The sequence below is a fragment of the Mesorhizobium sp. B2-5-4 genome, from assembly GCF_006441095.1.
GTDB classification, from domain to species: domain Bacteria; phylum Pseudomonadota; class Alphaproteobacteria; order Rhizobiales; family Rhizobiaceae; genus Mesorhizobium; species Mesorhizobium salmacidum.
On record NZ_VFUR01000002.1, the window covers coordinates 37,777 to 63,962 of the forward strand.

32 protein-coding genes are annotated in these 26,186 nt (G+C 63.7%); 23 read left to right on the forward strand and 9 right to left on the reverse strand.

Annotated elements, in window-relative coordinates; genetic code table 11:
- Positions 1 to 282 precede the first annotated feature (282 nt).
- Entirely contained in the window at positions 283 to 1,206 is a 924-nt protein-coding gene (locus tag FJ492_RS02705) for a DUF1003 domain-containing protein (RefSeq protein WP_140508227.1), read from the reverse strand.
- A gap of 171 nt (positions 1,207 to 1,377) precedes the next feature.
- The gene (locus FJ492_RS02710; RefSeq protein ID WP_140715514.1) at positions 1,378 to 2,271 is read right to left on the reverse strand and encodes a D-alanyl-D-alanine carboxypeptidase family protein; all 894 of its coding nucleotides are present in this window, start codon (positions 2,269 to 2,271) and stop codon (positions 1,378 to 1,380) included.
- 259 nt (positions 2,272 to 2,530) lie between these two features.
- Between FJ492_RS02710 and FJ492_RS02715 the strand changes: the two genes are divergently transcribed.
- The 5 genes from FJ492_RS02715 to FJ492_RS02735 all read left to right on the forward strand — a co-directional run bounded on the left by FJ492_RS02715 (position 2,531) and on the right by FJ492_RS02735 (position 7,478).
- Complete coding sequence (locus FJ492_RS02715; protein ID WP_140748604.1) at positions 2,531 to 2,962, forward strand: nuclear transport factor 2 family protein; 432 nt, start codon at positions 2,531 to 2,533, stop codon at positions 2,960 to 2,962.
- Positions 2,963 to 3,252: 290 nt separating this feature from the next.
- The gene (locus FJ492_RS02720; protein ID WP_140768368.1) at positions 3,253 to 5,067 is read left to right on the forward strand and encodes a methyl-accepting chemotaxis protein; all 1,815 of its coding nucleotides are present in this window, start codon (positions 3,253 to 3,255) and stop codon (positions 5,065 to 5,067) included.
- A 119-nt stretch (positions 5,068 to 5,186) separates the two neighbouring features.
- A complete protein-coding gene (locus tag FJ492_RS02725; protein WP_140768370.1) occupies positions 5,187 to 6,284 on the forward strand; it encodes a hypothetical protein in 1,098 nt (365 codons plus the stop codon).
- 142 nt (positions 6,285 to 6,426) lie between these two features.
- Entirely contained in the window at positions 6,427 to 7,047 is a 621-nt protein-coding gene (locus FJ492_RS02730; protein ID WP_140508233.1) for a nucleoside triphosphate hydrolase, read from the forward strand.
- Positions 7,048 to 7,151: 104 nt separating this feature from the next.
- Positions 7,152 to 7,478 (forward strand): hypothetical protein, encoded by a 327-nt coding sequence (locus FJ492_RS02735; RefSeq protein WP_140768372.1) that lies wholly within the window; start codon positions 7,152 to 7,154, stop codon positions 7,476 to 7,478.
- 26 nt (positions 7,479 to 7,504) lie between these two features.
- Here FJ492_RS02735 and FJ492_RS02740 read toward each other — a convergent pair whose 3' ends face one another.
- The 3 genes from FJ492_RS02740 to FJ492_RS02750 all read right to left on the reverse strand — a co-directional run bounded on the left by FJ492_RS02740 (position 7,505) and on the right by FJ492_RS02750 (position 9,903).
- Entirely contained in the window at positions 7,505 to 8,209 is a 705-nt protein-coding gene (locus FJ492_RS02740) for a glutathione S-transferase N-terminal domain-containing protein (RefSeq protein ID WP_140768374.1), read from the reverse strand.
- A gap of 226 nt (positions 8,210 to 8,435) precedes the next feature.
- On the reverse strand, positions 8,436 to 9,644 hold the full coding sequence (locus FJ492_RS02745; protein WP_140715392.1) for a beta-ketoacyl-[acyl-carrier-protein] synthase family protein: 1,209 nt from the start codon (positions 9,642 to 9,644) through the stop codon (positions 8,436 to 8,438).
- 4 nt (positions 9,645 to 9,648) lie between these two features.
- Positions 9,649 to 9,903: an acyl carrier protein gene (locus FJ492_RS02750; protein ID WP_027145432.1), complete on the reverse strand. Its 255-nt coding sequence runs from the start codon at positions 9,901 to 9,903 to the stop codon at positions 9,649 to 9,651.
- A gap of 196 nt (positions 9,904 to 10,099) precedes the next feature.
- Here FJ492_RS02750 and FJ492_RS02755 point away from each other — a divergent pair, with 196 nt between their 5' ends.
- Genes FJ492_RS02755 through FJ492_RS02775 form a run of 5 tightly spaced genes read left to right on the forward strand, consistent with a single transcriptional unit; the run spans position 10,100 to position 12,466 of the window.
- The gene (locus FJ492_RS02755) at positions 10,100 to 10,942 is read left to right on the forward strand and encodes an urease accessory protein UreD (RefSeq protein WP_140768376.1); all 843 of its coding nucleotides are present in this window, start codon (positions 10,100 to 10,102) and stop codon (positions 10,940 to 10,942) included.
- Positions 10,943 to 10,970: 28 nt separating this feature from the next.
- Entirely contained in the window at positions 10,971 to 11,273 is a 303-nt protein-coding gene (locus tag FJ492_RS02760; protein ID WP_015314510.1) for an urease subunit gamma, read from the forward strand.
- A 12-nt stretch (positions 11,274 to 11,285) separates the two neighbouring features.
- Positions 11,286 to 11,540 (forward strand): DUF1272 domain-containing protein, encoded by a 255-nt coding sequence (locus tag FJ492_RS02765; protein WP_140768378.1) that lies wholly within the window; start codon positions 11,286 to 11,288, stop codon positions 11,538 to 11,540.
- 26 nt (positions 11,541 to 11,566) lie between these two features.
- Entirely contained in the window at positions 11,567 to 12,154 is a 588-nt protein-coding gene (locus FJ492_RS02770; protein ID WP_140768380.1) for a HupE/UreJ family protein, read from the forward strand.
- Positions 12,155 to 12,160: 6 nt separating this feature from the next.
- The gene (locus FJ492_RS02775; protein WP_140508243.1) at positions 12,161 to 12,466 is read left to right on the forward strand and encodes an urease subunit beta; all 306 of its coding nucleotides are present in this window, start codon (positions 12,161 to 12,163) and stop codon (positions 12,464 to 12,466) included.
- A 74-nt stretch (positions 12,467 to 12,540) separates the two neighbouring features.
- Here the strand turns inward: FJ492_RS02775 and FJ492_RS02780 are convergent, their stop codons facing one another.
- Together FJ492_RS02780 and FJ492_RS02785 are read right to left on the reverse strand one after the other, a co-directional pair.
- Positions 12,541 to 13,035, reverse strand: coding sequence for a hypothetical protein (locus tag FJ492_RS02780; protein ID WP_027145427.1), 495 nt, complete (start codon positions 13,033 to 13,035; stop codon positions 12,541 to 12,543).
- A gap of 114 nt (positions 13,036 to 13,149) precedes the next feature.
- Complete coding sequence (locus FJ492_RS02785) at positions 13,150 to 13,527, reverse strand: hypothetical protein (protein WP_140768382.1); 378 nt, start codon at positions 13,525 to 13,527, stop codon at positions 13,150 to 13,152.
- A 164-nt stretch (positions 13,528 to 13,691) separates the two neighbouring features.
- On the opposite strand from FJ492_RS02785, the gene ureC reads away from it, so the two are divergent.
- The 9 genes from ureC to FJ492_RS02830 all read left to right on the forward strand — a co-directional run bounded on the left by ureC (position 13,692) and on the right by FJ492_RS02830 (position 20,386).
- Positions 13,692 to 15,407: an urease subunit alpha gene (gene ureC, locus FJ492_RS02790; RefSeq protein WP_181166575.1), complete on the forward strand. Its 1,716-nt coding sequence runs from the start codon at positions 13,692 to 13,694 to the stop codon at positions 15,405 to 15,407.
- A gap of 64 nt (positions 15,408 to 15,471) precedes the next feature.
- Positions 15,472 to 15,960, forward strand: a complete 489-nt coding sequence (locus FJ492_RS02795) for a DUF29 domain-containing protein (protein WP_140768385.1) — start codon at positions 15,472 to 15,474, stop codon at positions 15,958 to 15,960.
- 38 nt (positions 15,961 to 15,998) lie between these two features.
- A complete protein-coding gene (locus FJ492_RS02800) occupies positions 15,999 to 16,592 on the forward strand; it encodes a hypothetical protein (protein ID WP_140768387.1) in 594 nt (197 codons plus the stop codon).
- 44 nt (positions 16,593 to 16,636) lie between these two features.
- Entirely contained in the window at positions 16,637 to 17,239 is a 603-nt protein-coding gene (locus FJ492_RS02805; protein ID WP_140508255.1) for a glutathione S-transferase family protein, read from the forward strand.
- Positions 17,236 to 17,799: an urease accessory protein UreE gene (locus FJ492_RS02810; protein WP_140508257.1), complete on the forward strand. Its 564-nt coding sequence runs from the start codon at positions 17,236 to 17,238 to the stop codon at positions 17,797 to 17,799. The genes FJ492_RS02805 and FJ492_RS02810 overlap by 4 nt, the downstream gene beginning before the upstream one ends.
- The gene (locus FJ492_RS02815) at positions 17,792 to 18,463 is read left to right on the forward strand and encodes an urease accessory protein UreF (RefSeq protein WP_140768389.1); all 672 of its coding nucleotides are present in this window, start codon (positions 17,792 to 17,794) and stop codon (positions 18,461 to 18,463) included. Before FJ492_RS02810 ends, FJ492_RS02815 begins: the two co-directional genes overlap by 8 nt.
- Positions 18,460 to 18,900: a DUF3995 domain-containing protein gene (locus FJ492_RS02820; RefSeq protein ID WP_140715410.1), complete on the forward strand. Its 441-nt coding sequence runs from the start codon at positions 18,460 to 18,462 to the stop codon at positions 18,898 to 18,900. The genes FJ492_RS02815 and FJ492_RS02820 overlap by 4 nt, the downstream gene beginning before the upstream one ends.
- Positions 18,897 to 19,538 (forward strand): urease accessory protein UreG, encoded by a 642-nt coding sequence (gene ureG, locus FJ492_RS02825; protein ID WP_140768391.1) that lies wholly within the window; start codon positions 18,897 to 18,899, stop codon positions 19,536 to 19,538. The genes FJ492_RS02820 and ureG overlap by 4 nt, the downstream gene beginning before the upstream one ends.
- A gap of 80 nt (positions 19,539 to 19,618) precedes the next feature.
- A complete protein-coding gene (locus FJ492_RS02830; protein ID WP_140768393.1) occupies positions 19,619 to 20,386 on the forward strand; it encodes a class II aldolase and adducin N-terminal domain-containing protein in 768 nt (255 codons plus the stop codon).
- Between the two features lie 3 nt (positions 20,387 to 20,389).
- On the opposite strand, the gene FJ492_RS02835 is transcribed toward FJ492_RS02830, so the two are convergent.
- The gene (locus FJ492_RS02835; RefSeq protein ID WP_140715416.1) at positions 20,390 to 21,022 is read right to left on the reverse strand and encodes an HAD family phosphatase; all 633 of its coding nucleotides are present in this window, start codon (positions 21,020 to 21,022) and stop codon (positions 20,390 to 20,392) included.
- A gap of 242 nt (positions 21,023 to 21,264) precedes the next feature.
- On the opposite strand from FJ492_RS02835, the gene FJ492_RS02840 reads away from it, so the two are divergent.
- Complete coding sequence (locus FJ492_RS02840) at positions 21,265 to 22,224, forward strand: sugar-binding transcriptional regulator (RefSeq protein WP_140508269.1); 960 nt, start codon at positions 21,265 to 21,267, stop codon at positions 22,222 to 22,224.
- A gap of 23 nt (positions 22,225 to 22,247) precedes the next feature.
- Here the strand turns inward: FJ492_RS02840 and FJ492_RS02845 are convergent, their stop codons facing one another.
- Entirely contained in the window at positions 22,248 to 22,433 is a 186-nt protein-coding gene (locus FJ492_RS02845) for a hypothetical protein (RefSeq protein WP_027145414.1), read from the reverse strand.
- Between the two features lie 110 nt (positions 22,434 to 22,543).
- On the opposite strand from FJ492_RS02845, the gene gcvA reads away from it, so the two are divergent.
- The 3 genes from gcvA to FJ492_RS02860 all read left to right on the forward strand — a co-directional run bounded on the left by gcvA (position 22,544) and on the right by FJ492_RS02860 (position 26,013).
- Positions 22,544 to 23,449, forward strand: a complete 906-nt coding sequence (gcvA, locus tag FJ492_RS02850) for a transcriptional regulator GcvA (protein WP_140508271.1) — start codon at positions 22,544 to 22,546, stop codon at positions 23,447 to 23,449.
- Between the two features lie 257 nt (positions 23,450 to 23,706).
- Positions 23,707 to 25,017, forward strand: coding sequence for a sugar ABC transporter substrate-binding protein (locus tag FJ492_RS02855; RefSeq protein ID WP_140508273.1), 1,311 nt, complete (start codon positions 23,707 to 23,709; stop codon positions 25,015 to 25,017).
- 123 nt (positions 25,018 to 25,140) lie between these two features.
- Positions 25,141 to 26,013, forward strand: coding sequence for a sugar ABC transporter permease (locus FJ492_RS02860; RefSeq protein ID WP_027145411.1), 873 nt, complete (start codon positions 25,141 to 25,143; stop codon positions 26,011 to 26,013).
- The last annotated feature ends 173 nt before the right edge of the window (positions 26,014 to 26,186 follow it).

Genomic DNA, 26,186 nt, shown 5'->3' on the forward strand with positions numbered 1-26,186 from the left:
CGTTTGCGTAACGCAAAGAGTGCGTCGGCGACTACCTTCATGAGCCGAAGCATCCTGTCCGCCCCTAAAAGGGCGGCCATCGAACCTGTGACTTTGGGCTTCGAAGGGCAGCGCCCTATCCAGCTGAGCTACGGCTGCTTTCAGGACAAGAGTCCGGAAAACGACCAGCCGGTGAACCGGCAAGTCACGGCTTCTTAGCGGAAGCGGGCGCGGCTTCACGGGCAATTGGCTGCGTTGCGAACTTGGCTTGGTAGCAGAGGCCTCCTCCGCTGCGCACCACCCTCACGCTCCCGCCGGGCTCTTCACCGGCCGCCGTGCGCGCGTCGCCCGCTTTGCCTTCTTCGCACTCGCCAGCTCATGCATCGCATCGAGCTGCATCTGCTGCATCTCGGCCAGCCGCGTCCATTGGCGCGAGATGAGGTAGTCGAGTTTTTCGTGCAGGTGGCGCACTTCGAGCTCGGCCTTGAGGTTGACGCGGTAGTCGTTGAAGGAGCGCAGGCGGTCTTTCACCTCCTGGCGCTTCTGGCTCATCATGATGATCGGCGCCTGGATGGCGGCGATGCAGGAGAGCAGCAGGTTGAGCAGGATGAAGGGGTAGGGGTCGAAGGCGCCGGTCGTGCCCTCGAACAGGTTGATGCCGATCCACACCAGAAGCACGCTGCCGAACGAGATCAAGAACCACCAGCTGCCGCCAAAGGCGGCCATGCCGTCGGAGACGCGGTCGGCGAACGTCCGGTGCTCCTCGAATTCTTCTTCACTGTTTTCCGAAATCGTGTCTTGCCGGGCGATCGATTCCACCACCTGGCGGTCGAGCTCGGAGAACTCGCCGTGCTCCTGCTGCAGCAGCTCCTCCATGTAGCGCATGCGATAGCGGCCGAGCTCCTCGCGGCTGATGCGCGCGCCCTTGGGCAGGTCCGGGTGGTCTGCATGGATGCGGTCGGCGAGGCTCGGGCGCAGCGTGTCGATGCGCACAAGGTCGCGCTTGCGGAACTTGCGGCCTGAGATCGCCGATGGCTTTTTCTTCGGCTTCAGCCGCGATGCGCCGGGGCCTGATGGTTCGGAGTCCGGCACTTCTGGCGTGTCGAAATGCTCGTCGGAAACCTCGTGCAAATCCTCCTGCGTGGTCGGCGCCTCGAAATACTCGCCGCCGCTGTCGTTCTCATTGTCGGCCGACTTCTGCTCGGATGCCTTGGGAACGGTGCTCATGATGGGCTCCTGCTGTCGTGCTTGGTTTAGAATACGCCATGGCGGCGGGGCATATCCACTGTCGGATTTCTCAGCCTATGCCACGTCTTCCGCACGATTGCGTGACAGTCGCAAGACGATAGCCGGCTGCGAGTCTTTGGATGACGAAGAGATGGGGAGGCCCCCCTCACCTCACTGCTGTTCGGCGAACATCAGCCTGGTCTTGGTGTCGGCCATGGTAGGCGACAGGCTGCGCTGGATCAGCGCTTCGACATGGTCGTTGCGCTGGCGGGCGCTGTCGGCGCCCATCACCACCACGATCAGCTGGCGGCCGTCGGCATCGTAGGAGGTGACGATGTTGAAGCCGGAAGCCCTGATGTAGCCGGTCTTGATGCCGTTGACGCCGCGCACGCGGCCGAGCATGTCGTTGTGGCCGCGCACCAGCCTTCCGCGGAACATGAAGTCGCTTTCGGAGAAATAGTGGAAATGCTGCGGGAAGCGCCGCTGCAACGACATGCCGAGCACAGCCATGTCGTGCGCGGTCGTCATCTGGCTGTCGTCGGGCAGGCCGGATGCGTTGCGGAAGGTGGTGCTGCTCATGCCGAGTTGGCGCGCCTTGGATGTCATCATGGCGGCGAACTGGTCTTCCGAGCCGCCAAGATATTCGCCCACCGCCACCGCCACGTCATTAGCCGATTTGACGACGATGGCGCGGATGGCGGAATCGACGTCGATCGTCTCGCCGCGCCGGAAACGCATCTTGGTCGGCGGCTGCGAGGCTGCGTGGTCGGAAACCGGGATCTGCGTCTCCTTGGTGACGCGGCCGGTCTCCATCGCCTCGAACAGCAGATAGAGCGTCATCATCTTGGTCAGCGAGGCCGGATAGCGCTGCGCCGTCGAGTTAACCTCGAACAGCTGCTTGCCGCTCCGTCCATCGACGACGATGGCCGCGTATTTCTGCGGCGGCGCCGGCACGGCCAGCACGCTGTCGGGCGGCGCGGCCGTCGTGCAGCCGGCGAACAACACAGCAAATGCCAGGGCTGCAAACAACTTCTGGAGGAGCGGAAGGGGGCGCAAGGGGGGCAAGGGCAAGTCTGTTCTGCTTGGGTTAAGGCGAAGCTAAACTAACGCGTCAGTGGCGTCCATTTGGTTAATGGCGGTTAGCCCCAGGTTTGTGAGCTTGGGTTTCCCGACCCCGCGACGAACCAAAGCTTACAAGCCGCCGTGAAATCGCCCGTTTGGGTCGCGGTGTCTGGCGTCATGTCTCGTGAGACAGATCGAGCGTATTCGATAGCACAGGATTTTGGTGTAGAGTTCGCTTTTCAGATCAGACGAGGACGGTAGGATGTTGGCTTCCGACCTAGCGAAATTTATCGAGCAGGATCATCTGGCTTTGGGTGCTTTTGTGAAGGGCGACCCTGAGCCTCTGAAAAACCTCTACTCGCGGCGGGATGACGTGATAATCGCCAACCCGTTCGGTCCACCGGCCAAGGGGTGGATAAAGGCGGCCGAGACCATGGATCGGGCTGCTACCAACTACCGAGACGGCGAGGTCATCGGCTTTGAACGAATCGCCGAGTACGCGACAGCGGACCTAGGCTACATCATCGAAATCGAGCGGCTTCAATCCAAAGTCGGCGGCGCGGACAAACTGGTGCCGATTGCGCTTCGGGTCACCACCATCTTCCGACAGGAGGATGGCGCGTGGAAGATCGTCCTTCGCCACGCCGATCCGATAACCTCAGCGCGGCCGGCAGCGACCGTAGTTGGGCAGTAGAAGGTTTGCTCGCTCAGGAAGATTCGTGCCCACCGGACCTAAGGTCCGAAGCGCCCCGCCGATGTAATCGGCAATGCCGTACGCGTCATGCGCATTTCGACAGTCGAGGAGGAAGACCCTCCTGGATGATCTTTGCGAGAAGATGGACGCCGCAGCCCCCAAACCCGGCAGACGCGGGTTGCTCAACGACTAAATTTTCAAACCGGGACACTACCTTTTCCTGTCCTTGCTTGCCAATGCGGCGTTTCCCGTGGGAAGGAAACGGCAAGGGGCGGCTTGGGGGGCTTGGCATGACGAATATCGGGGCTGGCGGCGCTGCGCCGTCGCTTATCAGGGCATCGCTCAGCCGCACCGGCAAATGGGCAGGCAGCATCGCCTTCATCGGCGGTGCCGTGTCCGACATCCTCAACCCGCTGGCGCCGTTCGCGGCCTATATCGCACTGGCCGCCTCGATCGCGGCGGTCATCATCGCCATCGCCATCGTGCTGCGGCTGGTGCTGGCGGCCAAGGCGCTGCCGGCGCTGGTGTTCGCCACCAGTGCGGCGGCCGTCGCCGGCGGCGTCTATGCCATGCAGAAGGAAACTAATTCGCAGAACGGGCTGATCGCCGGCCTGGTGCCTGTTGTTGCCGGGCTGCAGCAGTCGATGGGCATCGTCTCGGCCAAGGTCGCCAGGATCGTGCAGACCGTCACCGAAACGCAAAAGACGGTCGAGCAGGTCAAGAAATCGACCGACACGGTTGCCCAGAAAACCGATCAGATCGCGTCCGCCCAGCAGCAGCAAACCGCGCAAGGGGTCGAGACGCAAAAGGCCGTCGAAGCGGTCAAGCAGACCACGGAAACGCTCGCAGCCGGCCAAAAACAGCAAGTGGCCCAGTCCGAAAAGCTGCAGGCGACGACCGAGCAGATCGCCGCCTCGATCGACACGATAGCCAAGGGGTTTGCGACCTTGGCCGCGCAAGGCGGCGCCATCGCCGAGCCGAAGCGGCCGGACGAGTTCTACCACAATGCCCGCGTCTACGAGTTGTCGGGCGACATGCTCAACGCGCGGCGCTCCTACCTCGCTTTTGCCGGCTTCGATGTCGATGCCATCGATCCCTACACACGCTTTGCCACGCTGCTCAGGGTCCAGGACGGCAAGGCCGGGGCCCGCGAAGTGTTCGGTCAACTGGCCGACAAGGGCAAGGCGCTGTCGATCAAGCTGGTGCATGTCATGCAGTTCGACGATGCGCAGCGGCTCGACAAGCTCAGCGCCTTCATATCGGCCAATCCGGACTTCGCGCCGGCCTATTACCTCCAGGCGCAGGAGTTTTCGGAAGATCGTCTCGGCAGCCAGACGCTGGCCGACAAGCGCAGCGAAGCCCAGGCGCTGACCAAATTCGTCTCCTACGAAAAAGAAGGCGGGCTGCTCAAATATTTCGTCGACCAGACCCAGCTTGCCGACTGGCTGGACCGCAGCCGCAGCCGGTTGGCGGCCCTTGGCGACGTGCTCAACCCTGCCCGCTTCGCGCCTTCGCTGACGCCGATGCGCTCCAACCAGGGCTGGTCGATGACCATTTCGCTGCCCGAGCCGGCGACCGCGATATCCTGGCGTCTTGGCGGCACCGGCCCCTTCACCGACACCGGCCTGCTGGCGCTCAACGACCAGCGCACCGGCAAGCCGATACCCAATCCGAGTTTTGAATTGCCCGACAGCACGGCGGCGACCACGATCGGGATCAAATATCTCGACATCAGGGGACGCGAGACCGGCCCGTTCGACATCCGCTTCGATCCGGATGCCGCCCTGCAACAGGGCAACAAGCAGATCCTCGACCAGTTCTGGACGTCGTGGATCGCCTTCGACGCCAGCGGCAATCATGGGCTGGTCTATTTCACGCAGATGCTGTCCTACCGCTGCGCCATCAAGGAGGTGCATTACAGCCTGAACGGCGCCACGCTCGACAAGGCGCTTCCCATGCCGCCTTGCAATGCCAAGGATCCCTACGCCATCCCCAGTGATTTCCAGCCCTATTTCAAGGTCGCCGACAGCGTGAAGTCGATGTCGGTGCAGGTGACCTATACCGACGGGACAAAATCGCCGGTACGGGACTACAAGCGGCAATAGGGCTGGCACCTTCGGCGTGTAGAGAGGACGCAAATCTGATGCAAAATGCGCGCCCGCGCGCTTGCGCTGCGCGCCGAACGGGTTCTTCTTGGCACCCGTCAGATTCGGGTGAGAACGCCATGGATACAGTCACGATCAAGGCCAGGGGCATTTCGGTTTCGCTCGACCTCATGGTCGGCCACATCGCCGACATGACAATCGAGAGCGGCGGGTGCCAATTGCGGCCACTGCACCGCGCACCCTGGGTCGACGCAAGCGAGACGCTGCCTCCAGACCTGCCGCAGGGCACCGTCCGGCTCTCTGGCGACTTTCTCTGCGCGCCGTTTTCGCGCAGCGATGTCGAGGAGGCGCCGCTGCATGGCTGGCCGGCCAACAGCGCCTGGGATGTGGTGGACAGCGGCGCCACGGGTGGCGGCTGGCGCGCCATCTTCCGCCTGCGGCACAAGGTGATGGGCGCCAGCGTCGACAAGATTCTCACGCTGCGCGACGACCATCCTTTCCTCTATCAGGAACATGTATTTTCCGGCGGATCCGGCGCGATCTCGGTCGCCCACCACCCGATGACGGTGATGAAAGGCGGCGGCAGGCTGGCTTTCTCGCCGAAGCGGTTTGCCGCCACGCCAGCCGATCCGCTGGAGCCGGACCCCACGCGCGGCCGCTTCATGCTGGCCTATCCCGGTCGGTCGTCCGACCTCGCGAATTTTCCTGCTGCCGGCGGCGGTACGCTCGATCTCACGGACTACCGCATGGAGGATCGGCGCGAGGATTTCCTCACCTTGGTCGAGGCCGACCATGGCGGCCCGGGCTGGACCGCGCTTGCGCGCCACGCCGAAGACGATCTGGTGCTGGTGCTCAAGAACCCGGCCGAACTGCCGGTCACCATGCTGTGGTTCAGCAATGGCGGGCGCGACTACGCGCCGTGGAGCGGCCGCCATCTCGGCGTGCTCGGCATCGAGGATGGGCGCACCGCGATTGGCCACGCCGCCTCGCTCGGCGACAACTGGCTGAAGCGCGAGGGCGTGGCGACGGCATTCGCGCTCGGCGAGCGCCGCGGCGTCTCGTTCCGCCATGTCATCGGTGCGTTGCCGCTGTCGGGCGGCGAGCCCCCGCGGGAGATCACCACGGCGGATGGCCGCCTGCGGCTGGCTGGCGCCGCGGCATCGGAGGTCCCGTTCGACAGCGAATTCCTGCGTATCGGCCTGCCACCGGCAAGCTGAAGGGCAAAGCCGTAAGGGATTAATCGCACTCGCCAGCGCTGACTTCCACAATCGTTCGCTCTAAATCGTGCAAATCGCGGTTTGAAATCTCCTGCGACTGCCGACAAGATGCGTCCAAAATCCTGCGGAAGGAGCCAACACAATGTCCGAAATCGCCCACCTCGCCGCCACCATCTTCAAGCGCGCCGGCAAGGCGAAGCGCTTCATCGTCGCCATTGCCGGACCGCCGGGCGCCGGCAAGTCGACACTATCGGCAACCCTGCATGACCTTTTGCCGGAAGGCGCGGTGGAAGTCGTGCCCATGGACGGCTTCCACTATGACGACATCGTGCTCAACGCGCGCGGCCTGCGCGCGCGAAAGGGCGCGCCCGACACGTTCGACTTCGGCGGCTTCGAGACGCTTTTGAAGCGCATCCGCGCCGGCGAGGCCGAGATCGCCATTCCGGTCTTCGACCGCGGCATGGAATTGTCGCGCGCTGCCGCGGCGATCATCGGTGCCGAGACCAAGTTCATCCTGGTCGAAGGCAATTACCTGCTGCTCGACGAGGAGCCGTGGTCGCGCCTGGCACCGCTGTTCGATTTCTCGATCTTCGTCGACGTGCCGCGCAATGAGCTCGAACGCCGCCTGATGGAACGCTGGCACGAGCATGGCCGTTCCGAGGCGGATGCGCGCGCCTGGATCGCCTCCAACGACATGCCCAACATCGAACGGGTGCTGGCACGGCGCCGGGCGGCCGACCTGGTCATTGGTGAACCCGGTTAAGGTCGATTAACCTGTTTAATTTTCAGTATTTTTCGGCGGGAACTTTAAGACTTACAAGACGTTATCCCGATCAGGCAATCATGCCAGAAGAGGGATTCCGTCCGATGGCAACCAAGGCAAAAAAGCCCAGGGGCAAGTCAGCCCAACCGAAGGCGCCGCAGTCTACGGCCGGGGCCGGCCCGGCGGTCGCCCAGCGCTCCAAGGATACAAAGGCCTTCGGCAAGGCGCCGCCGAAAAAAGTCGTGCCAGGTAGCGCGTCGAAAGCGGCCGCCAAGTCCGCCCACGCGAAGAAGCCGGCCGCCAGCGGCGGCTCGAAGGTTCGCGCCGCAGCCAATGTTGCCGCCGGAGCGGTGGTGGCCACGGCGCGGGGTGTGGCGTCTCTTGCCGCCTCCGTGGTCGGCAGGGGCGGACCCAAGGCGAAAGCAAAGTAGGGAGGCGCTTCCCAGGGGCCGGAGGTTCAGCTCCGCGCCGGAATGGTCAGGCCCTTCTGTACCGCTGGGCGCGCCAGGCCGCGCTCAAGCCACGCTGCCAGATTGGCGAAATCATCGAAGCCGACCAGATCGCGCGCCTCGTAGAAGCCGATCAGGTTGCGCACCCAGCCGAGCAGCGAGATGTCGGCGATGGTATAGTCATTGTCCATGATCCACTTGCGGCCCTTCAGCCTGACGTCGAGAACGCCGAGCAGGCGCCGTGATTCGTCGCGGTAGCGCTCCAGCGGCCGCTTGTCGGCGATCTCTCGGCCGGCGAATTTGTGGAAGAAACCGACTTGGCCGAACATCGGCCCGATCGCCGCCATCTGGAAGAAGACCCACTGGATCGTCTCGTAGCGCCGCGCTGCATCCGCTGGGATGAGCAGGCCGGTCTTTTCAGCGAGGTAGAGCAGGATCGCACCGGATTCGAACAGGCCGATCGGCTTGCCGTCCGGGCCGTTGGGATCGATGATCGCCGGGATCTTGCCGTTGGGATTGAGCGACAGGAATTCAGGCGTCCAGCTCTCGTTCTTGCCGATGTTGATCAGATGCGGCTCATAGGGCAGGCCGATCTCCTCCAGCGCGATCGATATCTTCACTCCGTTCGGCGTCGTTGCCGAATAGAGCTGGATCTGGTCCGGATGCTTGGCCGGCCAACGGGTTGCGATCGGAAAGGCGGACAAGTCGGCCATCGAGAACTCCTGAGGGGGATTTGCGCCAAGCGGCGCGATGTCGGCGGGGTCGGCCAAGAATTAGGGCTGCGGCGCGGCCGGATCAATATGCGGCGACGCTTCACCATGCACCGACGGTCAATCGATCCGAACCGCCCGGGCAGGTAGTGACCGCCCTGGGCAGGTAGTAACCGCCCGGGGCAGGTAGTGACCGCCCTGGGCAGGTAGCAGGTAGTGACCGCCCGGATTAGATGGCCTTGAAGGCCAGCACCGCATTGGTGCCGCCGAAGGCAAAGCCGTTGCTGATGGCGGCGCGCACCTTGCGCTCGCGCGCGACATTCGGCGTCACGTCGAGATCGCAGTCGGGATCGGCCTCGCGGTAATTCGCCGTCGGCGGCACGACGCCTTCGCGGATCGCCATGACGCAGGCGATCATCTCCAGCCCGCCCGAGGCGCCGAGGCAATGCGCGTGCATCGACTTGGTCGAGGACACGGAGAGCGCCCGCGCATGATCGCCGAAGACGCGCTTGATCGCGAGGGTTTCGATCTGGTCGTTGGCCTTGGTGCCGGTGCCGTGCGCGTTGAGGTAATCGACATCCTCGGGATTGAGCCCGGCATCGGCCAGGCAGAAGCGCATAGCGGCTTCCGGCCCCTCGACGGTCGGCGCGACGATATCGGAGGCATCGGCCGAAAGGCCCGCGCCGGCGATCTCGGCCAAAATGGTGGCGCCGCGCGCCATCGCGTGTTCGTAGCTTTCCAGAACCGCCATGCCGGCGCCTTCGCCCAGCACCAGTCCCTGGCGGTCGGCCGAGAACGGCCTGCACGTGTCGGGCGAAAGCACGCGCAGCGCCTCCCAGCCCTTCAGCACGCCCCACACCAGCGGCGCATCGGTGCCGCCGGCCACCATCACGTCGGCGCGGCCGAGCCTGATCTGGTCGACCGCCGAGGCGATGGCATGATTGGCCGACGAACAGGCCGAAGTGACGCCGAACACCGGTCCGCGCAAACCCAGATGCATGCTGACCTGGCCGGCAGCGGCGCCCGGCATGACCCTGGGAACGGTGAAGATGCCGGCGCGATTCTTGCCCTCGATCAGGATGGCGCGATAGTTCTCCTCGACCGTCTCGAACCCGCAGACGCCAACACCGACAATGGTTCCCATCCGATAGGTATTGTCCGCATGCGGGATCAATCCGGACTGCCGCATGGCTTCTTTCGCCGCGATCACCGCCAAGAGGCTGAAGCGATCCATCGACACCAGTTGCTTGCGCTCGATGCCGTGATCCGGCAGCGCTTTGATCTCGCAGCCGGTCTTGACCTTCAGGTCGTGCAGGAAGGGATTGTCGATCGGGCCGATCGCTGACCGGCCGGCCCGCATCTCGGCCCAGATTGCCTGCGCATTGGTGCCCAATCCGCACAACCCGCCGATGCCGGTAATGACGACGCGCTTCAGCATTCGGTCAGGCTTTTTTCGCGATCAGCGCGCGAACGGCCTCGACCATGTCGCCGACATTCTTCAGATTGCTCCAGGCATCGACCGTGTTCATCTCGATCTCGATGCCATATTGCTCCTCGAGGTCGAAGATGATCTCGGTCAGCTCCAGCGAATGGATGCCGAGCGCCGTCAATTCGGTCGTGGTGGTGATTTCCTCGCCGCCCGGCTCGGCATGGGCCTTGATCTTCTCGATGATGTCCGTTGCCAGCTGGTCAGCCATTCGGTTTCTTCCCCACTTGTCGGTTCCGACGCTGAACAGCGCCTTCTTGTCCTCGATATCAGGTCGCGATCTTCGCCTTCTACCCCCGCCAAGCGTTGCCTGACCGTACCAAGGTGGTTCCCTCTATAGAAACGGAAACGTCATCAAGCAACAAGCTATATGTCGACAAAAGCGCCACAGTGCTTAACCTGATGGCGTGGATACGATCGAAAATACGAAGTTCTCAGGTCAACTGCCCCAGCGCGCGGCGGGCAAGGCGCAGCTTGGTTGCGCCAGCATCGGCGGACGCACGCGGCTGCGGCGCCTCTATCAGGACGGCTCCGCCAAGATAAGGCTGCCGGCCGTTCCAGCCGGCCCGCTGGAGGCAGTCCTGATCAACACCGCCGGCGGGCTGACCGGCGGCGACCGCCTCGGTTGGGATGTCGATATCGGCGTGGATGCCAGTGCCGCGATAACGACCCAGGCCTGCGAAAAAGTCTATCGCGCCGCGTCGGACCATGCCGAAGTGCGGGTCAAGCTGACCGTGGGTACGAACGGCAGCATCGCCTGGCTGCCGCAGGAAACCATCGTCTTCGACCGCGCCGCCTTTGCCCGCACATTGGATGTCGAACTCGCGGCCGGAGCCGAGGCGCTGGTGCTGGAAGCCACTGTCTTCGGCCGCCTGGCCATGGGCGAACGTGCCGCACAGGGCACTTTTCGCGACCGCTGGCGTGTTCGCAGGGAAGGAACCCTCATCCATGCCGAGGATTTCCGCATCGGACCTGCCATCGCCGACACCTTGTCCCGTCCGGCGATATCAGGTGGCGCGATCGCCGTGGCTACGCTGCTGCTGGTGTCGCCGCGCGCGGAAGCCTTGCTCGATCCGGTTCGGGAGATCATTGGCGACCGGGGTGGCGTCAGCCTCTGGACCGTGAAGACATCTGGCAAGCTTCTTGCGAGGCTTTACGCCGGGGACGGCTACCACCTGCGCCAGCGGCTGGTCCCGCTCGTCGAATTGCTCAACGGAAGGGCGGGGTTGCCCAAATTATGGTCACTGTGACTGTGTCCGCATCATTTCAGGAAGACGCATGAACCTGACGCCAAGGGAAAAGGACAAGCTGCTGATCGCCATGGCGGCGATCGTGGCGCGTAAGCGGCTCGAGCGCGGCGTCAAGCTCAACCATCCGGAAGCCATCGCGCTGATCACCGATTTCGTCGTCGAAGGCGCCCGCGATGGCCGCCCGGTCGCCGAGCTGATGGAGGCCGGCGCCCATGTCGTCAGTCGCGCGCAGGTGATGGAAGGCATCGCCGAAATGATCCATGACGTGCAGGTGGAAGCGACCTTTCCCGACGGCACCAAGCTGGTGACCGTGCACGAACCGATCCGGTGAGGAGAGAGAAAAATGCTGGAGCTGCGCCCGAACTGCGAATGCTGCGACAAGGATCTGCCGCCCGAAGCGAAGGATGCGTTGATCTGCACCTTCGAGTGCACCTTCTGCGCGCGCTGTGTCGAAAACGTGCTTGGCGGCGTCTGCCCGAACTGCGGCGGCGATTTTACCGCCCGGCCGATCCGTCCCGCCGCGATGCTGAAGAAATATCCGGCTTCGACCAAGCGCGTGCTCAAGGCCGAGGGCTGCGGTCCGCGCAAGGCCGCCTGACACCGCAAAACGAAAGGCAAAATAAAATGGTCCCTGTCAAACGCCTGTGCCTCTCGGCGATCCTGCTCGTCGCGGCAGCCATGCCCGCCTACGCCCATGCCGGCATCGGCACGACCTCCTCCTTTATAGTCGGCTTCACGCATCCGCTGTCGGGTCTCGACCATATGACAGTGATGCTCGCTGTTGGCCTGTGGGCGGCCCTCAAGGGCGGCAAGGCGATCTGGGTTTGGCCGGCGGCGTTCGTCGGCGTCATGCTGGCCGGCGGCGCATTTGGCATGCTGCACGTGCCGCTGCCCTTCGTTGAGCCGGGCATACTGGCCTCCGTCGTGGCGCTTGGGCTGCTGGTGGCGCTGGCGGTCGATCTCCCCGTTTCGGCCGGTGTCGCCATCATCGGCCTGTTCGCGCTGTTTCACGGCCATGCCCATGGTATGGAAGTGCCGGAAAATGCCGGCGGCCTCGAATATATGGCCGGCTTTGCCGTTGCCACCGTGCTGCTTCATGCAATCGGCATCGCCGCTGGTCTGAGCCTCGGCCTCAGGTTCCGCGGTATGGCCCGTATCGCGGGTGCAGCCTGCGCGGCGATCGGCGTCGGCCTCGCCTTCGGCGTGGTGTGAGGTCCCATGATCCCCGGCGAAATCATTCCCGCGCAAGGCGACATCGAACTCAACAAGGGTCTGCCGACCGTCATCCTGAAAGTGGCCAACGGCGGCGACCGGCCGGTCCAGGTCGGCAGCCACTACCATTTCTACGAAACCAATGAGGCGCTGAAATTCGACCGCGCGCGCGCGCGCGGCATGCGCCTCGACATCGCCGCCGGCACCGCCACGCGCTTCGAACCGGGGCAGGAACGCGACGTCACCCTGGTGCCGCTCGGCGGCAAGCGCGAGGTCTATGGATTCCAGCAGAAGGTGATGGGCAAGCTGTGAGGGTGTCTCATGCGTGGCGCGCAAGGCCGGCGAATGGCTTCGGGGCAAGCCTGCACACAGGCGATGCCTTCGGCTCAGCCCGACGGCTTGGCGGCCGCATAGATCACGATCTTTCCGGGATCATCGAACTCCACGGCGAGCACATCATCGGCAAGCACGCGCCGCGACTCGATGGCATTGTAGAGCAGGGCGTTGGCCTCGATCTCCTTGCGCAGTTCCGCGACATCGTCCTGATGCTGCCTAACCTTGTTCTCGATGGCCGGCGGCGGGCCGCCCTCGCTGCGCGCCGCGTCGGTCAGGAACACGATATCGACCTTGTCGAGCTTGGACGTCTTGCGCACCGTGCTGATGTTTTCGCGCGTGCGGTCGATCGCCGAATTGACCTTTCCGATCTCAGCGGTCGTCTTGGCCTCTTCCTGGTTGACCTGCGAGCCGACAATCCGGTCGACAGTCTCCGGGCTTTGAAGGCCCTGCGCGTTCAGCGCTGCCTGGGGAACGCTCGCCGCGACAAACGCAGCCGCGGCAACGGCGTGCAGCCAACGGGCATCGGGCAAGGTGGTGTCGGTCATCGTCCACTTTCGCGGTTTGTTTCGACGCTCAGGAAACGAAACGACTCCGGCCCTGCCACGGTTCCCGTCATGATTCGGCGGGCGGACCGGATACCGGCCCGCCACGCTGGGTCCTTAACTCGCTTTCTTGGTGATCAGGGTCAGCGCGCCATTCGGCTCCATGCTGGCCGCGACCACCTGAGCCGAGGTCATTCCCTTGGCCTGGAGAGCGGATTTCACCTTGGGGGTGGCGTCGATCGAACTGCGCAGTTTCTGCAGGCCGGCGTCGCCACGCTGCGCGATCACCTGGTTGACCTGCGTCTGCGTGTCCTTCGGCAGCTCGCTGATGTCGATGATGTTGACGCTCTGGATCGCTGGCGCGGCCTGCTGACCGCCAGGGGCGGCTGGGGCCGGCGTGGTCGGAGCGGGCTGTTGCGCGGGCTGCTGCTGGGCACTGGCGGCACCAGCCAGCATCAGGCTGGCGGCGGTTGCAAGAACTATCGTTTTGCGCATGGATTTTCCTTCCATCGATTTGGCAAACGGTCGCTTTGGGGTGGCGTCCCAACCTCAACTGCCAAATGGGATCAGAAGGTGTCGCCCAGCGGGTCATTGCGTGACCATTGGAAGGCGACAATGTGCAGACGGGCTTCGACCATACCGCATTTCGGGAGCAATCGCTGATGGCCAGACTAACCCGTGCCGCCTACGCCCAGATGTACGGCCCGACCGTTGGCGACAGAGTGCGGCTTGCCGATACCGAGCTGATCATCGAGGTCGAGAAGGATTTCACCATTCATGGCGAGGAGGTGAAATTCGGCGGCGGCAAGGTCATTCGCGACGGCATGGGCCAGAGCCAGGTTTCCCGTGCCCAGGGCGCGGTCGACACCGTCATCACCAACGCGCTGGTGATCGATGCCAGTGCCGGCATCTTCAAGGCCGATATCGGCCTCAGGGATGGCCGAATCACCGCAATAGGCAAGGCCGGCAATCCTGATACGCAGGATGGCGTCACTATCGTCATCGGTCCCGGCACCGAAATCATCGCCGGCGAGGGCAAAATACTCACCGCCGGCGGCTTCGACGCGCATATCCACTTCATCTGCCCACAGCAGATCGAGGAAGCGCTGATGTCGGGCATCACCACCATGCTCGGCGGCGGCACCGGCCCGGCGCATGGCACGCTGGCGACCACCTGCACGCCGGGGCCATGGCACATGGCGCGCATGATCCAGTCCTTCGACGCTTTCCCGATGAATATCGGCCTGTCGGGTAAAGGCAACGCCTCGCTGCCCGCCGCACTCGAGGAAATGGTGCTGGGCGGCGCTTGCTCGCTCAAACTGCACGAGGACTGGGGCACGACGCCGGCCGCGATCGACTGCTGCCTGTCGGTCGCCGACGACTACGACGTGCAGGTGATGATCCACACCGACACGCTCAACGAGAGCGGCTTTGTCGAGAACACGGTGGCGGCGATCAAGGGCCGCACCATCCATGCCTTCCACACCGAAGGTGCGGGTGGTGGCCATGCGCCGGATATCATCAAGGTCTGCGGCCTTCCCAACGTCATCCCGTCCTCGACCAACCCGACGCGGCCCTACACCGCCAACACGCTGGCCGAGCATCTCGACATGCTGATGGTCTGCCATCATCTGTCGCCGTCGATCCCCGAGGACATCGCTTTCGCCGAAAGCCGCATCCGCAAGGAAACCATCGCTGCGGAGGACATCCTGCACGACATCGGCGCCTTCTCGATCATCTCGTCCGACAGCCAGGCCATGGGCCGCGTCGGCGAGGTGGCGATCCGGACCTGGCAGACCGCCGACAAGATGAAGCGCCAGCGCGGGTCACTGCCGCAGGAGACCGGCGACAACGACAATTTCCGCGTCCGCCGCTATATCGCCAAATACACCATCAATCCGGCCATCGCCCACGGCCTCTCGAAGGAGATCGGCTCGATCGCGGTCGGCAAACGCGCCGACCTGGTGCTGTGGAACCCGGCCTTCTTCGGCGTCAAGCCGGACATGGTGCTGATCGGCGGCATGATCGCCGCCGCCCCGATGGGCGACCCCAACGCCTCGATCCCGACGCCGCAGCCGATGCACTACCGGCCGATGTTCGGCGCCTATGGCAAAGCCCGGACCAATTCGTCGGTGACCTTCGTTTCGAAGGCCGCGCTCGAATCAGGTTTGCACGGCAGGCTTGGCGTCGACAAGCAGTTCGTCGCCGTCGAGAACACGCGCGGCGGCATCGGCAAGCACTCGATGGTACTCAACTACGCCACGCCCCATATCGAGGTTGATCCGGAAACCTATGAAGTTCGCGCCGACGGCGAGTTGCTGACCTGCGAACCGGCGACGGTGCTGCCGATGACGCAACGGTATTTTCTGTTTTGAGCCTCACCGGTGCCTGCGCCAAGAAGCCGTTTAAACGCGGCGCGCTTTAGGGCATTATGCGCATATGAACAGGATTGACCGTCTCAGGGCCATGACACCCTATGAAACAGACTACGCCCAGTGGTGCGCCGAGCAGGCTGCGTTGCTGCGCGAGGGTCGTCTCTCCGATCTCGACCGCGAGAACCTTGCCGAGGAGATAGAAAGCTTGGGGAGAAGTGACCGGAGAGAAATTCGCAGTCGGATGCGGGTGTTGATTGCACACCTCCTGAAATGGGAATTCCAGCCGGGCCACAGATGCCACAGCTGGCAATCGTCGATTTCCGAGCAGCGTGTCTGGATCGAAGGTATCCTCAAGGATAGTTCGAGTCTTCGTCGCTATCCCGCTCAAATCTTCGATCAGTCCTACAAAGACGCGTTGCCCATTGCCATTCAGGAGACCGGCCTGCGGAAATCGCAATTTCCAAGTGAGCCACCGTTCAATGCCAAGCAGGCGCTCGATGGGAGATTTTGGCCTGGCGGCCCTCTTTCAATGGATGATTTCCTGCGAGGCTAGCTGCCTCTTTTTCCCCACCAGCGTTTCTCCCAAGATCCATGGCCACCGAAATAGCCTCCGCCCACGACATCTTCCCGCATATCCGCATCGTCATGGGCATGGTGATCGGACTTGGCGTCGCCCGCCTGCTGTCGGGGGTAGCGCGCATCGTCCAGCATCCCGGCCAGTATCGGCTCTATCCCGTGCATCTGGCCTGGGTCGCCTCGGTCCTGCTGATGCTGGTGCATTTCTGGTGGTGGGAGTTCGACCTCTACGCCATCGAAACGTGGACTTTTGGCAAATACCTTTTCATCATTTTCTACGCCATCACGCTGTTCCTGCTGTGCGCGCTGCTGTTTCCGGATTCGATGCTGGACTACACCAGCTACGAGGATTTCTTCTATTCGCGCCGGGCCTGGTTCTTTGGACTGCTGGCGGGGAGCTACCTGCTCGACGTCATCGACACCCTGTTGAAAGGTCCGGAGCATTTCGCCCGCTTCGGCAACGAATATCTGTTCCGCACGCCGGTCTTCGTCGCGCTCTGCATCGCCGCGATCCTGGTGCCCGACCGCCGCTTCCACATCGCCTTCGTCGCGGCCGCGCTCATCTACCAGATATCGTTCATCCTGCGGCTCTTCGACACGATCGTATGACACCTCCCGATGATCTAGAGTTCCGGGGAAAGGCAGGTTCAACGATGTACAAGGCCGTCGGATCGCGCGGATCCCGGGTCAGCCGCGTCCTCTGGATGCTCGAGGAACTCGGGGAGCCCTATGAATTCGTCGAGGTCAAGCTCCGCTCGCCGGAAGCCTATGCGCTCAACCCGTCGGGCAAGGTGCCGATCCTCATCGACCGTGAGCTGACGGTGACGGATTCGGCGGCGATCTGCGTCTATCTGGCGGAGAAGCACGCCGACAAGGGGATGGGCGCCAATCCCGGTCTCGCCGGCCGTGCCGAAATCGATTCCTGGATGCACTTCGCCCAGTCGGAGTTCGAAGCGCCGCTGTGGAACAAATTGCGCCACCGCTTCCTCCTACCCAGGGAAGTTCGGGTCGATGTCGGTCCTGCCGCGGCCTATGACTTCGCCACGGAGGTCAAGGCGCTGGACCGCCGGCTCGGCGACAGGCTGTTCGCGCTGGGCCGGTTCTCGGCTGTCGACGTGCTGCTCGGCGACATGGGCGGCTGGGCGCGTGCCGGCCGGTTCCCGATCGACTCCGACCGCGTCAACGCCTATTTCGACCGCGTGTTGTCGCGGCCTGCCCGTGCGCGGGCGCAAGCTAACGGAGGCTCCATGAAATGAAGCTCAACCTCAACACCGACTTCACCAAATTTCCGCGCGCCGTCTCGGTGCTGCCTGCGGGCAGTGTTGGAGCCACCGCGCCATCCGGCCGTGCGGTTCTCGCCCATGACGAGCGGCATCTGCGCCGCCGCGCCATCGAACTTGCCGACGGCAGCAAGGTGCTGGTCGACTTGCGCGAGCCTATTGCCCTCAACGATGGCGACCGGCTCGTGCTGGAGGATGGCGGCCATATCGAGATCGTCGCGGCGCCCGAAGCGGTCTATGACATCCGCGCCCGCGACGCCGTGCATCTGACCGAACTCGCCTGGCATATTGGCAACCGCCATCTCGCCGCCGGCATCGAGGCGAACCGCATCCTCATCCTTCGCGACCACGTCATCAAGGCGATGCTGGAGGGGCTCGGCGCCACGGTGCGCGACGTCTCGGAACCGTTCAAGCCGGTCCGCGGCGCCTACTCCGGTGGGCATGGCCACGCCCACGCCGAGGCGCACAGCCATGGCCACGGCGAATCCCATTCGCACAGCCATGCGCATTCGCATCACGATCATCATCATGACTGACCAGCCCTCCGGCATCGCCCTGCTGCGGCTGATGGCTTGGCTGTCGCCGGCCTTTCCGGTCGGCGGCTTTGCCTATAGCCATGGCCTTGAGCGGGCGGTGCATGATGGGTTGGTGACCGATGCCGCTGGCCTTGCCGGCTGGCTGGAGACGCTGGTTGAGGTGGGTTCGGGCTGGAACGATGCCGTGCTGTTCGCCGAGAGCTGGCGCCGCGCCCGCGAAGGCGGCGATCTGGCCGAAGTCGCAGCACTGGCCGAGGCATTGGCAGGCTCGCGCGAGCGCCACACCGAGACCATGCTGCAAGGTGCGGCCTTTCTTAAGGCCGCCGCCGCCTGGCCCAATCCAGTGCTGGAGCGCTTGCCGGCCGAGTGCGCCTATTGCGTCGCTGTCGGCACTGTCGCCGGCGGCAACGGCATTGCGCTGCAGGACGCGCTGTCCGCCTTCCTGCAAGCCTTCTTCTCCAACCTCGTCCAGGCCGCGATCCGGCTCGGCGTCATCGGCCAGAACGAGGCCACGACGCTGCTGGCAGGGTTCGAGCCGCTGGCGCTCTCGACCGCTGCCCGCGCGTCCCGCTCGATACCGGACGATCTCGGCGGCTGCGCCTTCATCTCCGACATCGTGGCGATGAAGCACGAAACCCAGTACTCACGACTGTTCCGCTCATGATCCTCCTCGCCTTCGTCCTCTCATTCGTCCTGCTGCTGATCACGGCCCTGCACGTCTATTGGGGCATAGGCGGCATCTGGCCGGGCAGGGATGCGGCGTCCTGCGCCCACGCCGTCGTCGGTTTTCGCGGCGTCGACGAAATGCCGACGCCATTCGCCAGTTTCGCCGTTGCCGCTTGCCTTGGCCTGGCAACGCTGTGGCCGCTGGCGCTCATCGGTTTCTTTGCCTCGCCGTTTCCAAGGGAGGGGCTTGCCGCCACGTCGATGCTGATCGGTCTGGTGTTCCTGGGGCGCGGTATCGCCGGTTTCATGCCCTGGTGGCGCCGGCTGGCACCCGAACAGCCTTTTGCGCGGCTCGATACCAATCTCTATTCGCCGCTGTGCCTGCTGATCGGGCTCGGCTTCGCGGTTCTTGCCATTATGGAGTTTCCGACATGACACAAGCGAACGGTCCTCTTCGTATCGGCATCGGCGGCCCCGTCGGTTCCGGCAAGACGACGCTCACCGAAAAACTCTGCAAGGCGCTGCGCGACGAGTTTTCCATCGCCGTCGTCACCAACGACATCTACACCCGGGAAGACGCCATGATGTTGGCCCGGCTGCAGGCGCTGCCGGAGGACCGCATCGTCGGCGTCGAGACCGGCGGCTGCCCGCACACCGCCATCCGCGAGGACGCCTCGATCAATTTGCAGGCTATCGCCGAGCTGAACCGCAAATTTCCCGATCTCGACATCATCTTCATCGAATCCGGCGGCGACAACCTGGCCGCCACCTTCTCGCCGGACCTTGCCGACCTGACGCTCTATGTCATCTCGGTCTGCCAGGGCGAAGAGATTCCGAGAAAGGGCGGCCCGGCGATCACGCGTTCCGATTTCCTCATCATCAACAAGAGCGACCTGGCGCCCTATGTGAACGTCAATCTCGATGTCATGGAGAGCGACGCCGGCCGCATGCGCGGCAAGCGGCCGTTCGGCTTCACCGATCTTTCGCGCGGCAAGGGCCTGCAGGAGGTGATCGATTTCATCGTCGAACACGGCGGACTGCGGACTGTTGGCGCCGCAAGCACGGCGGCATAGCTGGCGGTCTGCACCAAGCGAAAGCGGTTGCGGGCACCAGCGGAGCGCGGCATTCTTGCCGAAACCGGAGGATTTCTAGGATGAGCATTGCCCGCCTGCAGAAGGAAACGCTGACCAACCTGCCCTTCTACGAAGAGCGCGTCGATCTTGCATGCGCCTTCCGTTGGACGGCGCGGCTCAACATGCACGAAGCGGTGGCCAACCATTTCTCGCTGGCCGTCAACGACAACGGCACCAGGTTCCTGATGAACCCGAACCAGGTGCATTTCTCGCGCATCAAGGCGAGTGACCTGATCGAGATCGACGCCAACGGCCCCGACACGCTTTCAGGGCCGAATGCACCCGACCCGACGGCATGGGGGCTGCACGGAGCCGTCCATCGCAACGTGCCGCACGCGCGCTGCGTCATGCACGTCCATTCGATCCATGCCACCGTGCTGGCCTCGCTTGCCGACTCGACGTTGCCGCCGATCGACCAGAATTCGGCGATGTTCTTCAACCGTCACATCGTCGACGCGCATTATGGCGGGCTGGCCTTCGAGGAAGAGGGCGAACGCTGCTCGCAGCTTCTCGCCGACCCCAAGGTCAAGGTGATGGTGATGGGCAACCATGGCGTGCTGGTTATCGGCGACACCGTCGCCGATGCTTTCAACCGCATGTTCTATTTCGAGCGCGCCGCCGAGACCTACATCAAGGCGTTGTGGACCGGCCGGCCGCTGCGCACGCTCTCCGACGCGATCGCCGAGAAGGCGGCGAGCGAGATGGACGACTATCCAGGCCAGGCCGAACGCCATCTCGCCGAGTTGAAGGCGATCCTCGACGAACAGGAGCCGGCGTACCGGAACTGAGGGCTACAGTCCGAGCTGAGCCCGCAATTCCGCGGCGCTGTTGATGACGACTGCGCCGGGCGGTCCTTCCATCGGCTTTTCAGGCCAGAAGATGGTCTTCATTCCCGCCGCCAGGCCCGCCATGGCGCCCGGCCAGCTGTCGTCGACCGCGACGGCGTGCGCAGGATCGACCTCCGCCAGATAGGCGGCGCGCAGGAAAGGCTCGGCGTGCGGCTTGCCTTCGCGCACGTCGTTGCGGCTGATCGTCTTCATGCCGGGGTAAGTCAGCCCCACCATGTGCAGGTTGGCGTCGACGATCATCCGGTCCGAATTGGAGACCACCGCCTGCTGCACACCGAGCGCGCGCAGTTCGTTGAAGACCTCGATCGCGCCTGGGCGCGGCTTCAGCCCCTCGACCAGCGGCAGGTAATGCTCATATTTGTGAACGATCCATTCGTCGAAGGGCAGTTGCAGCCCGAACTCGTCGCGCATCATTTCGTAGACCGGCCAGGCGGCGACGCCGAGCACGCGCTCATGCAGATCGTCAGGCGGCGTGAGGCCGGCATTGCGCATCGCTGCAATGAGGGCTGCCTCGTGCAGCGGTTCGCTGTCGACCAGCGTGCCGTCCATGTCCCAGAAAACCGCCTTCGGTGTCATGCAGCGCTCCTTTTTGCGATCCCTTAAAGGGTTTGCGACGGGAGATAAACCTTTAGCGGCCGCAGAACATCCCTTCCGATAAAAACGGAACCCGCCGCGCTTTCTCCAGCCGGATGATAGTGAAGAAAACTCCGCTGTATCGGTGTAAGCATTTGCTCTTGAGATTGACAATTGCGCAGGCGGCCATTCCCTGCGAAACTGATATGACCGCCTGATGATCGGCGGTTTTCGGGAGGCAGGACGTGAATACCCGGCAGGATGGCGGCACCAACAGGCTGGACGACGCGGCGCGCGCCGGCTGGCTCTACTATGTTGCCGGCAACACACAGGACCAGATCGCCGCCACGCTCGGCATATCGAGGCAGACGGCGCAGCGGCTGGTGTCGCTGGCGGTGTCGGAAGGCCTGATCAAGGTCCGCGTCGATCATCCGATCGCCAACTGCCTGGACCTTGCCGCGCGGCTGAAATCGCGCTTCGCGCTCGACCTTGTCGAGGTGGTGCCGAGTGACCCCAGTTCATCCTCCACGACCATCGGCATCGCCGAAGCGGCAGCCGCCGAGATCGAGCGGCGGCTTCGGTCGCCGACACCGCTCGTCATGGGCATCGGCACCGGACGCACGCTGAAGGCGGCGATCGAACAATTGCCGCCGATGGAATGCCCGCAGCACAAGGTGGTGTCCTTGACCGGCAACATCTCGCCGGACGGTTCGGCCGCCTTCTACAACGTCATCTTCACCATGGCCGACAGGGTCAAGGCGCGGTCCTTCCCGATGCCGCTGCCGGTCATCGCCTCCTCGCCGCAGGAGCGCGAGATGCTGCTCAATCAGCCGATGATCCAGCCGACGCTGGCGCTTGCCGCCGAGGCCGATGTCACCTTCATCGGCATTGGCGACCTTGGGCCGAAGGCGCCGCTCTACGAGGATGGCTTCATTTCCGAAAGCGAGCTGAAAGCCCTGCAGAAGGCCGGCGGCGTCGCCGAAATCGTCGGCTGGGTGTTCGATCGCGAGGGCCGCATGATCGAGGGCATCACCAATGACCGGGTATCGTCGGCGGCGCTGCCGTCGCGTGAGAAGTCGCTGGTCATTGCGCTTGCCATGGGCGAGCGCAAGCTGCCGGGTATCATGGCGGCCGTCAACCGCCGGCTGGTCAACGGGCTCATCACCGACGAGCGGACGGCCGCCGCCCTGCTGGCCAGCATCTGACTCCTGCGATAAAGCCAGCAAGGCTATTGGTGCCGGCCGAAAGGGTCGTTGCCGTCGAGAAAACCGAGGTCGCGCAGCAGATGCGGCGACAGGTCCCTGATATCAAGATGTGCCTTTTTTCGGGTCGCGAACCAGCCGAATCCGTCCACAAGCCACGAAATCCAGCGATGATCGGGAGCGGGAGTGCATTTTTGCTGCGCCATGGTCATGATCGTCAACCTTCGTTATCCTGAACCCGAATGACGGGTTGAGCATCAATGTCGGCCTTGCCGGCCGCCTTTGCCAATCGAACGTCGATAACGACCCATAAGGACGCCTTATGCCTGACCTCGGCGCGCCACAGCTTTCGCAACTCCCGCCGCTGCAGGCGATCCGGGTGTTCGAGGCGGTGGCGCGGCATCTTTCCTTCACCAAGGCCGCTGGTGAACTCGCCATGACGCAAGCGGCGGTCAGCTATCAGATCAAGGTGCTGGAAGAGCGCGTCGGCGCGCCGCTGTTCCTGCGCCGGCCGCGACAGATCGAACTCACGGAAGCCGGCCAACGCCTGGCGCCGGCCGTCAGCGAGGCCTTCGCCATTCTTAGCCAGGCCTATGCCGCCGCGCGCGGCGGCGCGGACGGGCTGCTATGTGTCACCACGGTGCTGACCTTTGCCTCCAACTGGCTGGCGCACCACCTCGGCGCGTTCCAGATCGCGCACCCGTCGCTTGCCGTGCGGCTCGAGACGTCGAGCCGGCTGACGGATTTCGCCCGCGAGGATGTCGACCTTGCCATCCGTTCGGGCGGTGGCAAATGGCCGGGGCTGGAAGCCCACAAGCTGCTCGATGCCGATTTCACGCCGATGCTGAGCCCGAAGCTCGCGGCGAGCATCGGCGGCATCAACGAACCGGCCGATCTGCTCAAGCTGCCGATCCTCGATCCCAGCGATATCTGGTGGACACAATGGTTCGAGGCCGCCGGCGTGCACAGCCATGACCTTGCCAGGCGTCCCGGCAGCAGCATGGGCGCGCAGGCCTACGAAGCCAACGCGGCCATATCGGGCCATGGGGTGGCGATCCTGACCCGGGCGCTGTTCAAGTCCGAACTCGCGGACGGCCGGCTGATCCAGCCTTTCGACCTGGTCGGCGACGACGGGCACGCCTACTGGCTGGTCTACCCCGAGGCGCGCCGCAACGTGCCCAAGATCCGCGCCTTCCGTGACTGGCTGCTGGCCGAGATCGCCTGCTGACCGGCGGACAAGTTGACTGGCAGACAAGCTGACCGGCAGACCGGGCAAGAAAACCACATCTCGTTCAGGAGGCTTTCGGCCCTGCCGCCCGGATCCCAGGCGGTGGCAATCCGAGCCCTGTTGCCGGATCGTCCGCCGCCATGCGCCGGGTTGCGTGCTGCGCTGCAGCATCGAATCCGGCTTGACATAATTCACACCAAGTGAGTAATTGCTCATAACCAAGGCAAATGCTCATCTTGGTTTATGGGAGGAATTTGATGAAACTTCGCACGCTCACCCTGGGCTTGTTGTCCGCCAGCGCGCTTGCGTTCGCCGCACACGCCGAATCCATCACCATCGCCACAGTCAACAATGGCGATATGGTCCGCATGCAGAAGCTGACCGATGACTTTACCAAGGCCAACCCCGACATTCAGCTCAACTGGGTCACGCTCGAAGAGAACGTGCTGCGCGAGCGCGTCACCACCGACATTGCCACCAAGGGCGGCCAGTATGACGTGATGACCATCGGCACCTACGAGGTTCCGATCTGGGCCAAGCAGAGCTGGCTCTTGCCGCTCGACAAGCTCGGCGACGACTACGACGCCAAGGACATCATCCCGGCCATCGCCGGCGGCCTCTCGGTCGATGGCAAGCTCTATGCCGCGCCCTTCTACGGCGAAAGCTCCTTCGTCATGTACCGCAAGGACCTGATGGAGAAGGCCGGCCTCAAGATGCCCGACGCGCCGACCTGGGACTTTGTAAAGCAGGCCGCCGATAAGATGACCGATCGCGCCAGTGGCGTGAACGGCGTCTGCCTGCGCGGCAAGGCCGGCTGGGGCGAGAACATGGCCTTCCTGACCGCCATGTCGAACTCGTTCGGCGCCCGCTGGTTCGACGAGAACTGGAAGCCGCAGTTCGATCAGCCCGAGTGGAAGAAGACGCTGCAGTTCTATGTCGACCTGATGAAGGCCGACGGTCCCGAGGGCGCCTCGTCCAACGGCTTCAACGAGAACCTGGCGCTCTTCCAGCAGGGCAAGTGCGGCATGTGGATCGACGCCACCGTGGCGGCGTCCTTCGTCTCCGACCCGAAGAACTCGACCGTCGCCGACAAGGTCGGCTACGCCCTGGCGCCCGATAACGGCCTCGGCAAGCGCGGCAACTGGCTGTGGGCGTGGTCGCTCGCGATCCCGGCCGGCACGCAGAAGGCCGACGCCGCCGAGAAGTTCGTCTCCTGGGCCACCAGCAAGCACTATGCCGAGCTCGTCGCGTCGAAGGAAGGCTGGGCCAACGTACCTCCGGGCACGCGCTCCTCGCTCTATGCCAATCCCGAGTACCAGAAGGCGGCTCCGTTCGCCAAGATGACGCTGGACTCCATCAACGCCGCCGACCCGACGCATCCGACCGTCAAGCCGGTGCCCTATGTCGGCGTGCAGTTCGTCGCCATCCCTGAATTCCAGGGCCTTGGCACCACTGTCGGCCAGCTCTTCTCGGCGGCTCTTGCCGGTCAGTCGAGCGTCGACGATGCGCTGAAGCAGGCCCAGGACGCCGCGACCGCGGCGATGACCGAGGGCGGTTATATCAAGTAAGGCTCCTCCCGGTGCCGAATGCCGGCCGACGATCATGACCGGCAACGGCCGCCCGAAACCCAGTTCGGGCGGCCGCCTTCAACGCCTCTGATAATTCAGTTTGATCCTTGAAGGGTGACCGTCATGGCTACTCAGCAGACCCGTTCGCTTGCCCGATTCATGATGGCGCCATCCGTGGTGCTGCTGCTGGTCTGGATGGTTGTTCCGCTCGCTCTCACGCTGTGGTTCTCCTTCCAGCAGTACAATCCGCTTAATCCGATGCGCGATGGCTTCGTCGGCCTCTCGAACTACGCGCTGTTCTATTCCAACCCGGCTTTCCTGCAGTCGATCCTCAACACGCTTGTCCTGGTGGTCAGCGTGCTGCTGATCACGGTGATCGGCGGCATCCTGCTGGCGCTGCTCATCGATCAGCCGATGTGGGGCCAGGGGATCGTGCGCATTCTCGTCATTTCGCCGTTCTTCGTCATGCCGCCGGTGGCAGCGCTGGTGTGGAAGAACATGATCATGCACCCGCAATATGGCGTCTTCGCCGACATAGCCCGCTTCTTCGGCGCGCAACCGATCGACTGGTTCGGGCAGCATCCGATGACGGCGATCATCATCATCGTCGCCTGGCAGTGGCTGCCTTTCGCGACTTTGATCCTCCTGACCTCGCTGCAGTCGCTCGACGGCGAGCAGAAGGAGGCCGCCGAGATGGATGGCGCCGGCTTCATCAGCCGCTTCATCTATCTGACGCTGCCGCACATGTCGCGGGCGATTACCGTGGTCATCCTGATCCAGACGATCTTCCTGCTTTCCGTCTATGCCGAGATCCTGGTCACCACCAATGGCGGCCCGGGCTATGCCTCCACCAATCTGCCCTTCCTTGTCTACCAGAAGGCGTTGCTGGAGTTCAAAATCGGCCAGGCATCCGCGGGCGGTGTGATCGCCGTCATTCTCGCCAACATCGTCGCCTTCTTCGCCATGCGCGCCGTCGGCAAGAACCTGGACAAGTAAGGGAGGTCAAGATGGCGCGTGCGCTGAACCACCCCCACTTCGTCCCGCTGCGCGGGACACCTCTCCCCCGGCCCGGGGGAGAGGAAATGCCTGCATCGAAGCTGCGCCCTTCCTCTACCCCGTCGATCGGGGAAGAGGTGGTTTGTGCAGCAAACCGGAGTGGGGGTCGACCC

Bases quoted from the DNA above. Each gene is read 5' to 3' on its own strand.
- FJ492_RS02705 (WP_140508227.1), bottom strand. From the start codon at position 1,206: ATGAGCACCGTTCCCAAGGCATCCGAGCAGAAGTCGGCCGACAATGAG.
- FJ492_RS02715 (WP_140748604.1), top strand. From the start codon at position 2,531: ATGTTGGCTTCCGACCTAGCGAAATTTATCGAGCAGGATCATCTGGCT.
- FJ492_RS02720 (WP_140768368.1), top strand. From the start codon at position 3,253: ATGACGAATATCGGGGCTGGCGGCGCTGCGCCGTCGCTTATCAGGGCA.
- FJ492_RS02725 (WP_140768370.1), top strand. From the start codon at position 5,187: ATGGATACAGTCACGATCAAGGCCAGGGGCATTTCGGTTTCGCTCGAC.
- FJ492_RS02730 (WP_140508233.1), top strand. From the start codon at position 6,427: ATGTCCGAAATCGCCCACCTCGCCGCCACCATCTTCAAGCGCGCCGGC.
- FJ492_RS02735 (WP_140768372.1), top strand. From the start codon at position 7,152: ATGGCAACCAAGGCAAAAAAGCCCAGGGGCAAGTCAGCCCAACCGAAG.
- FJ492_RS02740 (WP_140768374.1), bottom strand. From the start codon at position 8,209: ATGGCCGACTTGTCCGCCTTTCCGATCGCAACCCGTTGGCCGGCCAAG.
- FJ492_RS02745 (WP_140715392.1), bottom strand. From the start codon at position 9,644: ATGCTGAAGCGCGTCGTCATTACCGGCATCGGCGGGTTGTGCGGATTG.
- FJ492_RS02750 (WP_027145432.1), bottom strand. From the start codon at position 9,903: ATGGCTGACCAGCTGGCAACGGACATCATCGAGAAGATCAAGGCCCAT.
- FJ492_RS02760 (WP_015314510.1), top strand. From the start codon at position 10,971: ATGAACCTGACGCCAAGGGAAAAGGACAAGCTGCTGATCGCCATGGCG.
- FJ492_RS02765 (WP_140768378.1), top strand. From the start codon at position 11,286: ATGCTGGAGCTGCGCCCGAACTGCGAATGCTGCGACAAGGATCTGCCG.
- FJ492_RS02770 (WP_140768380.1), top strand. From the start codon at position 11,567: ATGGTCCCTGTCAAACGCCTGTGCCTCTCGGCGATCCTGCTCGTCGCG.
- FJ492_RS02775 (WP_140508243.1), top strand. From the start codon at position 12,161: ATGATCCCCGGCGAAATCATTCCCGCGCAAGGCGACATCGAACTCAAC.
- FJ492_RS02780 (WP_027145427.1), bottom strand. From the start codon at position 13,035: ATGACCGACACCACCTTGCCCGATGCCCGTTGGCTGCACGCCGTTGCC.
- FJ492_RS02785 (WP_140768382.1), bottom strand. From the start codon at position 13,527: ATGCGCAAAACGATAGTTCTTGCAACCGCCGCCAGCCTGATGCTGGCT.
- FJ492_RS02795 (WP_140768385.1), top strand. From the start codon at position 15,472: ATGAACAGGATTGACCGTCTCAGGGCCATGACACCCTATGAAACAGAC.
- FJ492_RS02800 (WP_140768387.1), top strand. From the start codon at position 15,999: ATGGCCACCGAAATAGCCTCCGCCCACGACATCTTCCCGCATATCCGC.
- FJ492_RS02805 (WP_140508255.1), top strand. From the start codon at position 16,637: ATGTACAAGGCCGTCGGATCGCGCGGATCCCGGGTCAGCCGCGTCCTC.
- FJ492_RS02810 (WP_140508257.1), top strand. From the start codon at position 17,236: ATGAAGCTCAACCTCAACACCGACTTCACCAAATTTCCGCGCGCCGTC.
- FJ492_RS02815 (WP_140768389.1), top strand. From the start codon at position 17,792: ATGACTGACCAGCCCTCCGGCATCGCCCTGCTGCGGCTGATGGCTTGG.
- FJ492_RS02820 (WP_140715410.1), top strand. From the start codon at position 18,460: ATGATCCTCCTCGCCTTCGTCCTCTCATTCGTCCTGCTGCTGATCACG.
- ureG (WP_140768391.1), top strand. From the start codon at position 18,897: ATGACACAAGCGAACGGTCCTCTTCGTATCGGCATCGGCGGCCCCGTC.
- FJ492_RS02830 (WP_140768393.1), top strand. From the start codon at position 19,619: ATGAGCATTGCCCGCCTGCAGAAGGAAACGCTGACCAACCTGCCCTTC.
- FJ492_RS02835 (WP_140715416.1), bottom strand. From the start codon at position 21,022: ATGACACCGAAGGCGGTTTTCTGGGACATGGACGGCACGCTGGTCGAC.
- FJ492_RS02845 (WP_027145414.1), bottom strand. From the start codon at position 22,433: ATGACCATGGCGCAGCAAAAATGCACTCCCGCTCCCGATCATCGCTGG.
- gcvA (WP_140508271.1), top strand. From the start codon at position 22,544: ATGCCTGACCTCGGCGCGCCACAGCTTTCGCAACTCCCGCCGCTGCAG.
- FJ492_RS02855 (WP_140508273.1), top strand. From the start codon at position 23,707: ATGAAACTTCGCACGCTCACCCTGGGCTTGTTGTCCGCCAGCGCGCTT.
- FJ492_RS02860 (WP_027145411.1), top strand. From the start codon at position 25,141: ATGGCTACTCAGCAGACCCGTTCGCTTGCCCGATTCATGATGGCGCCA.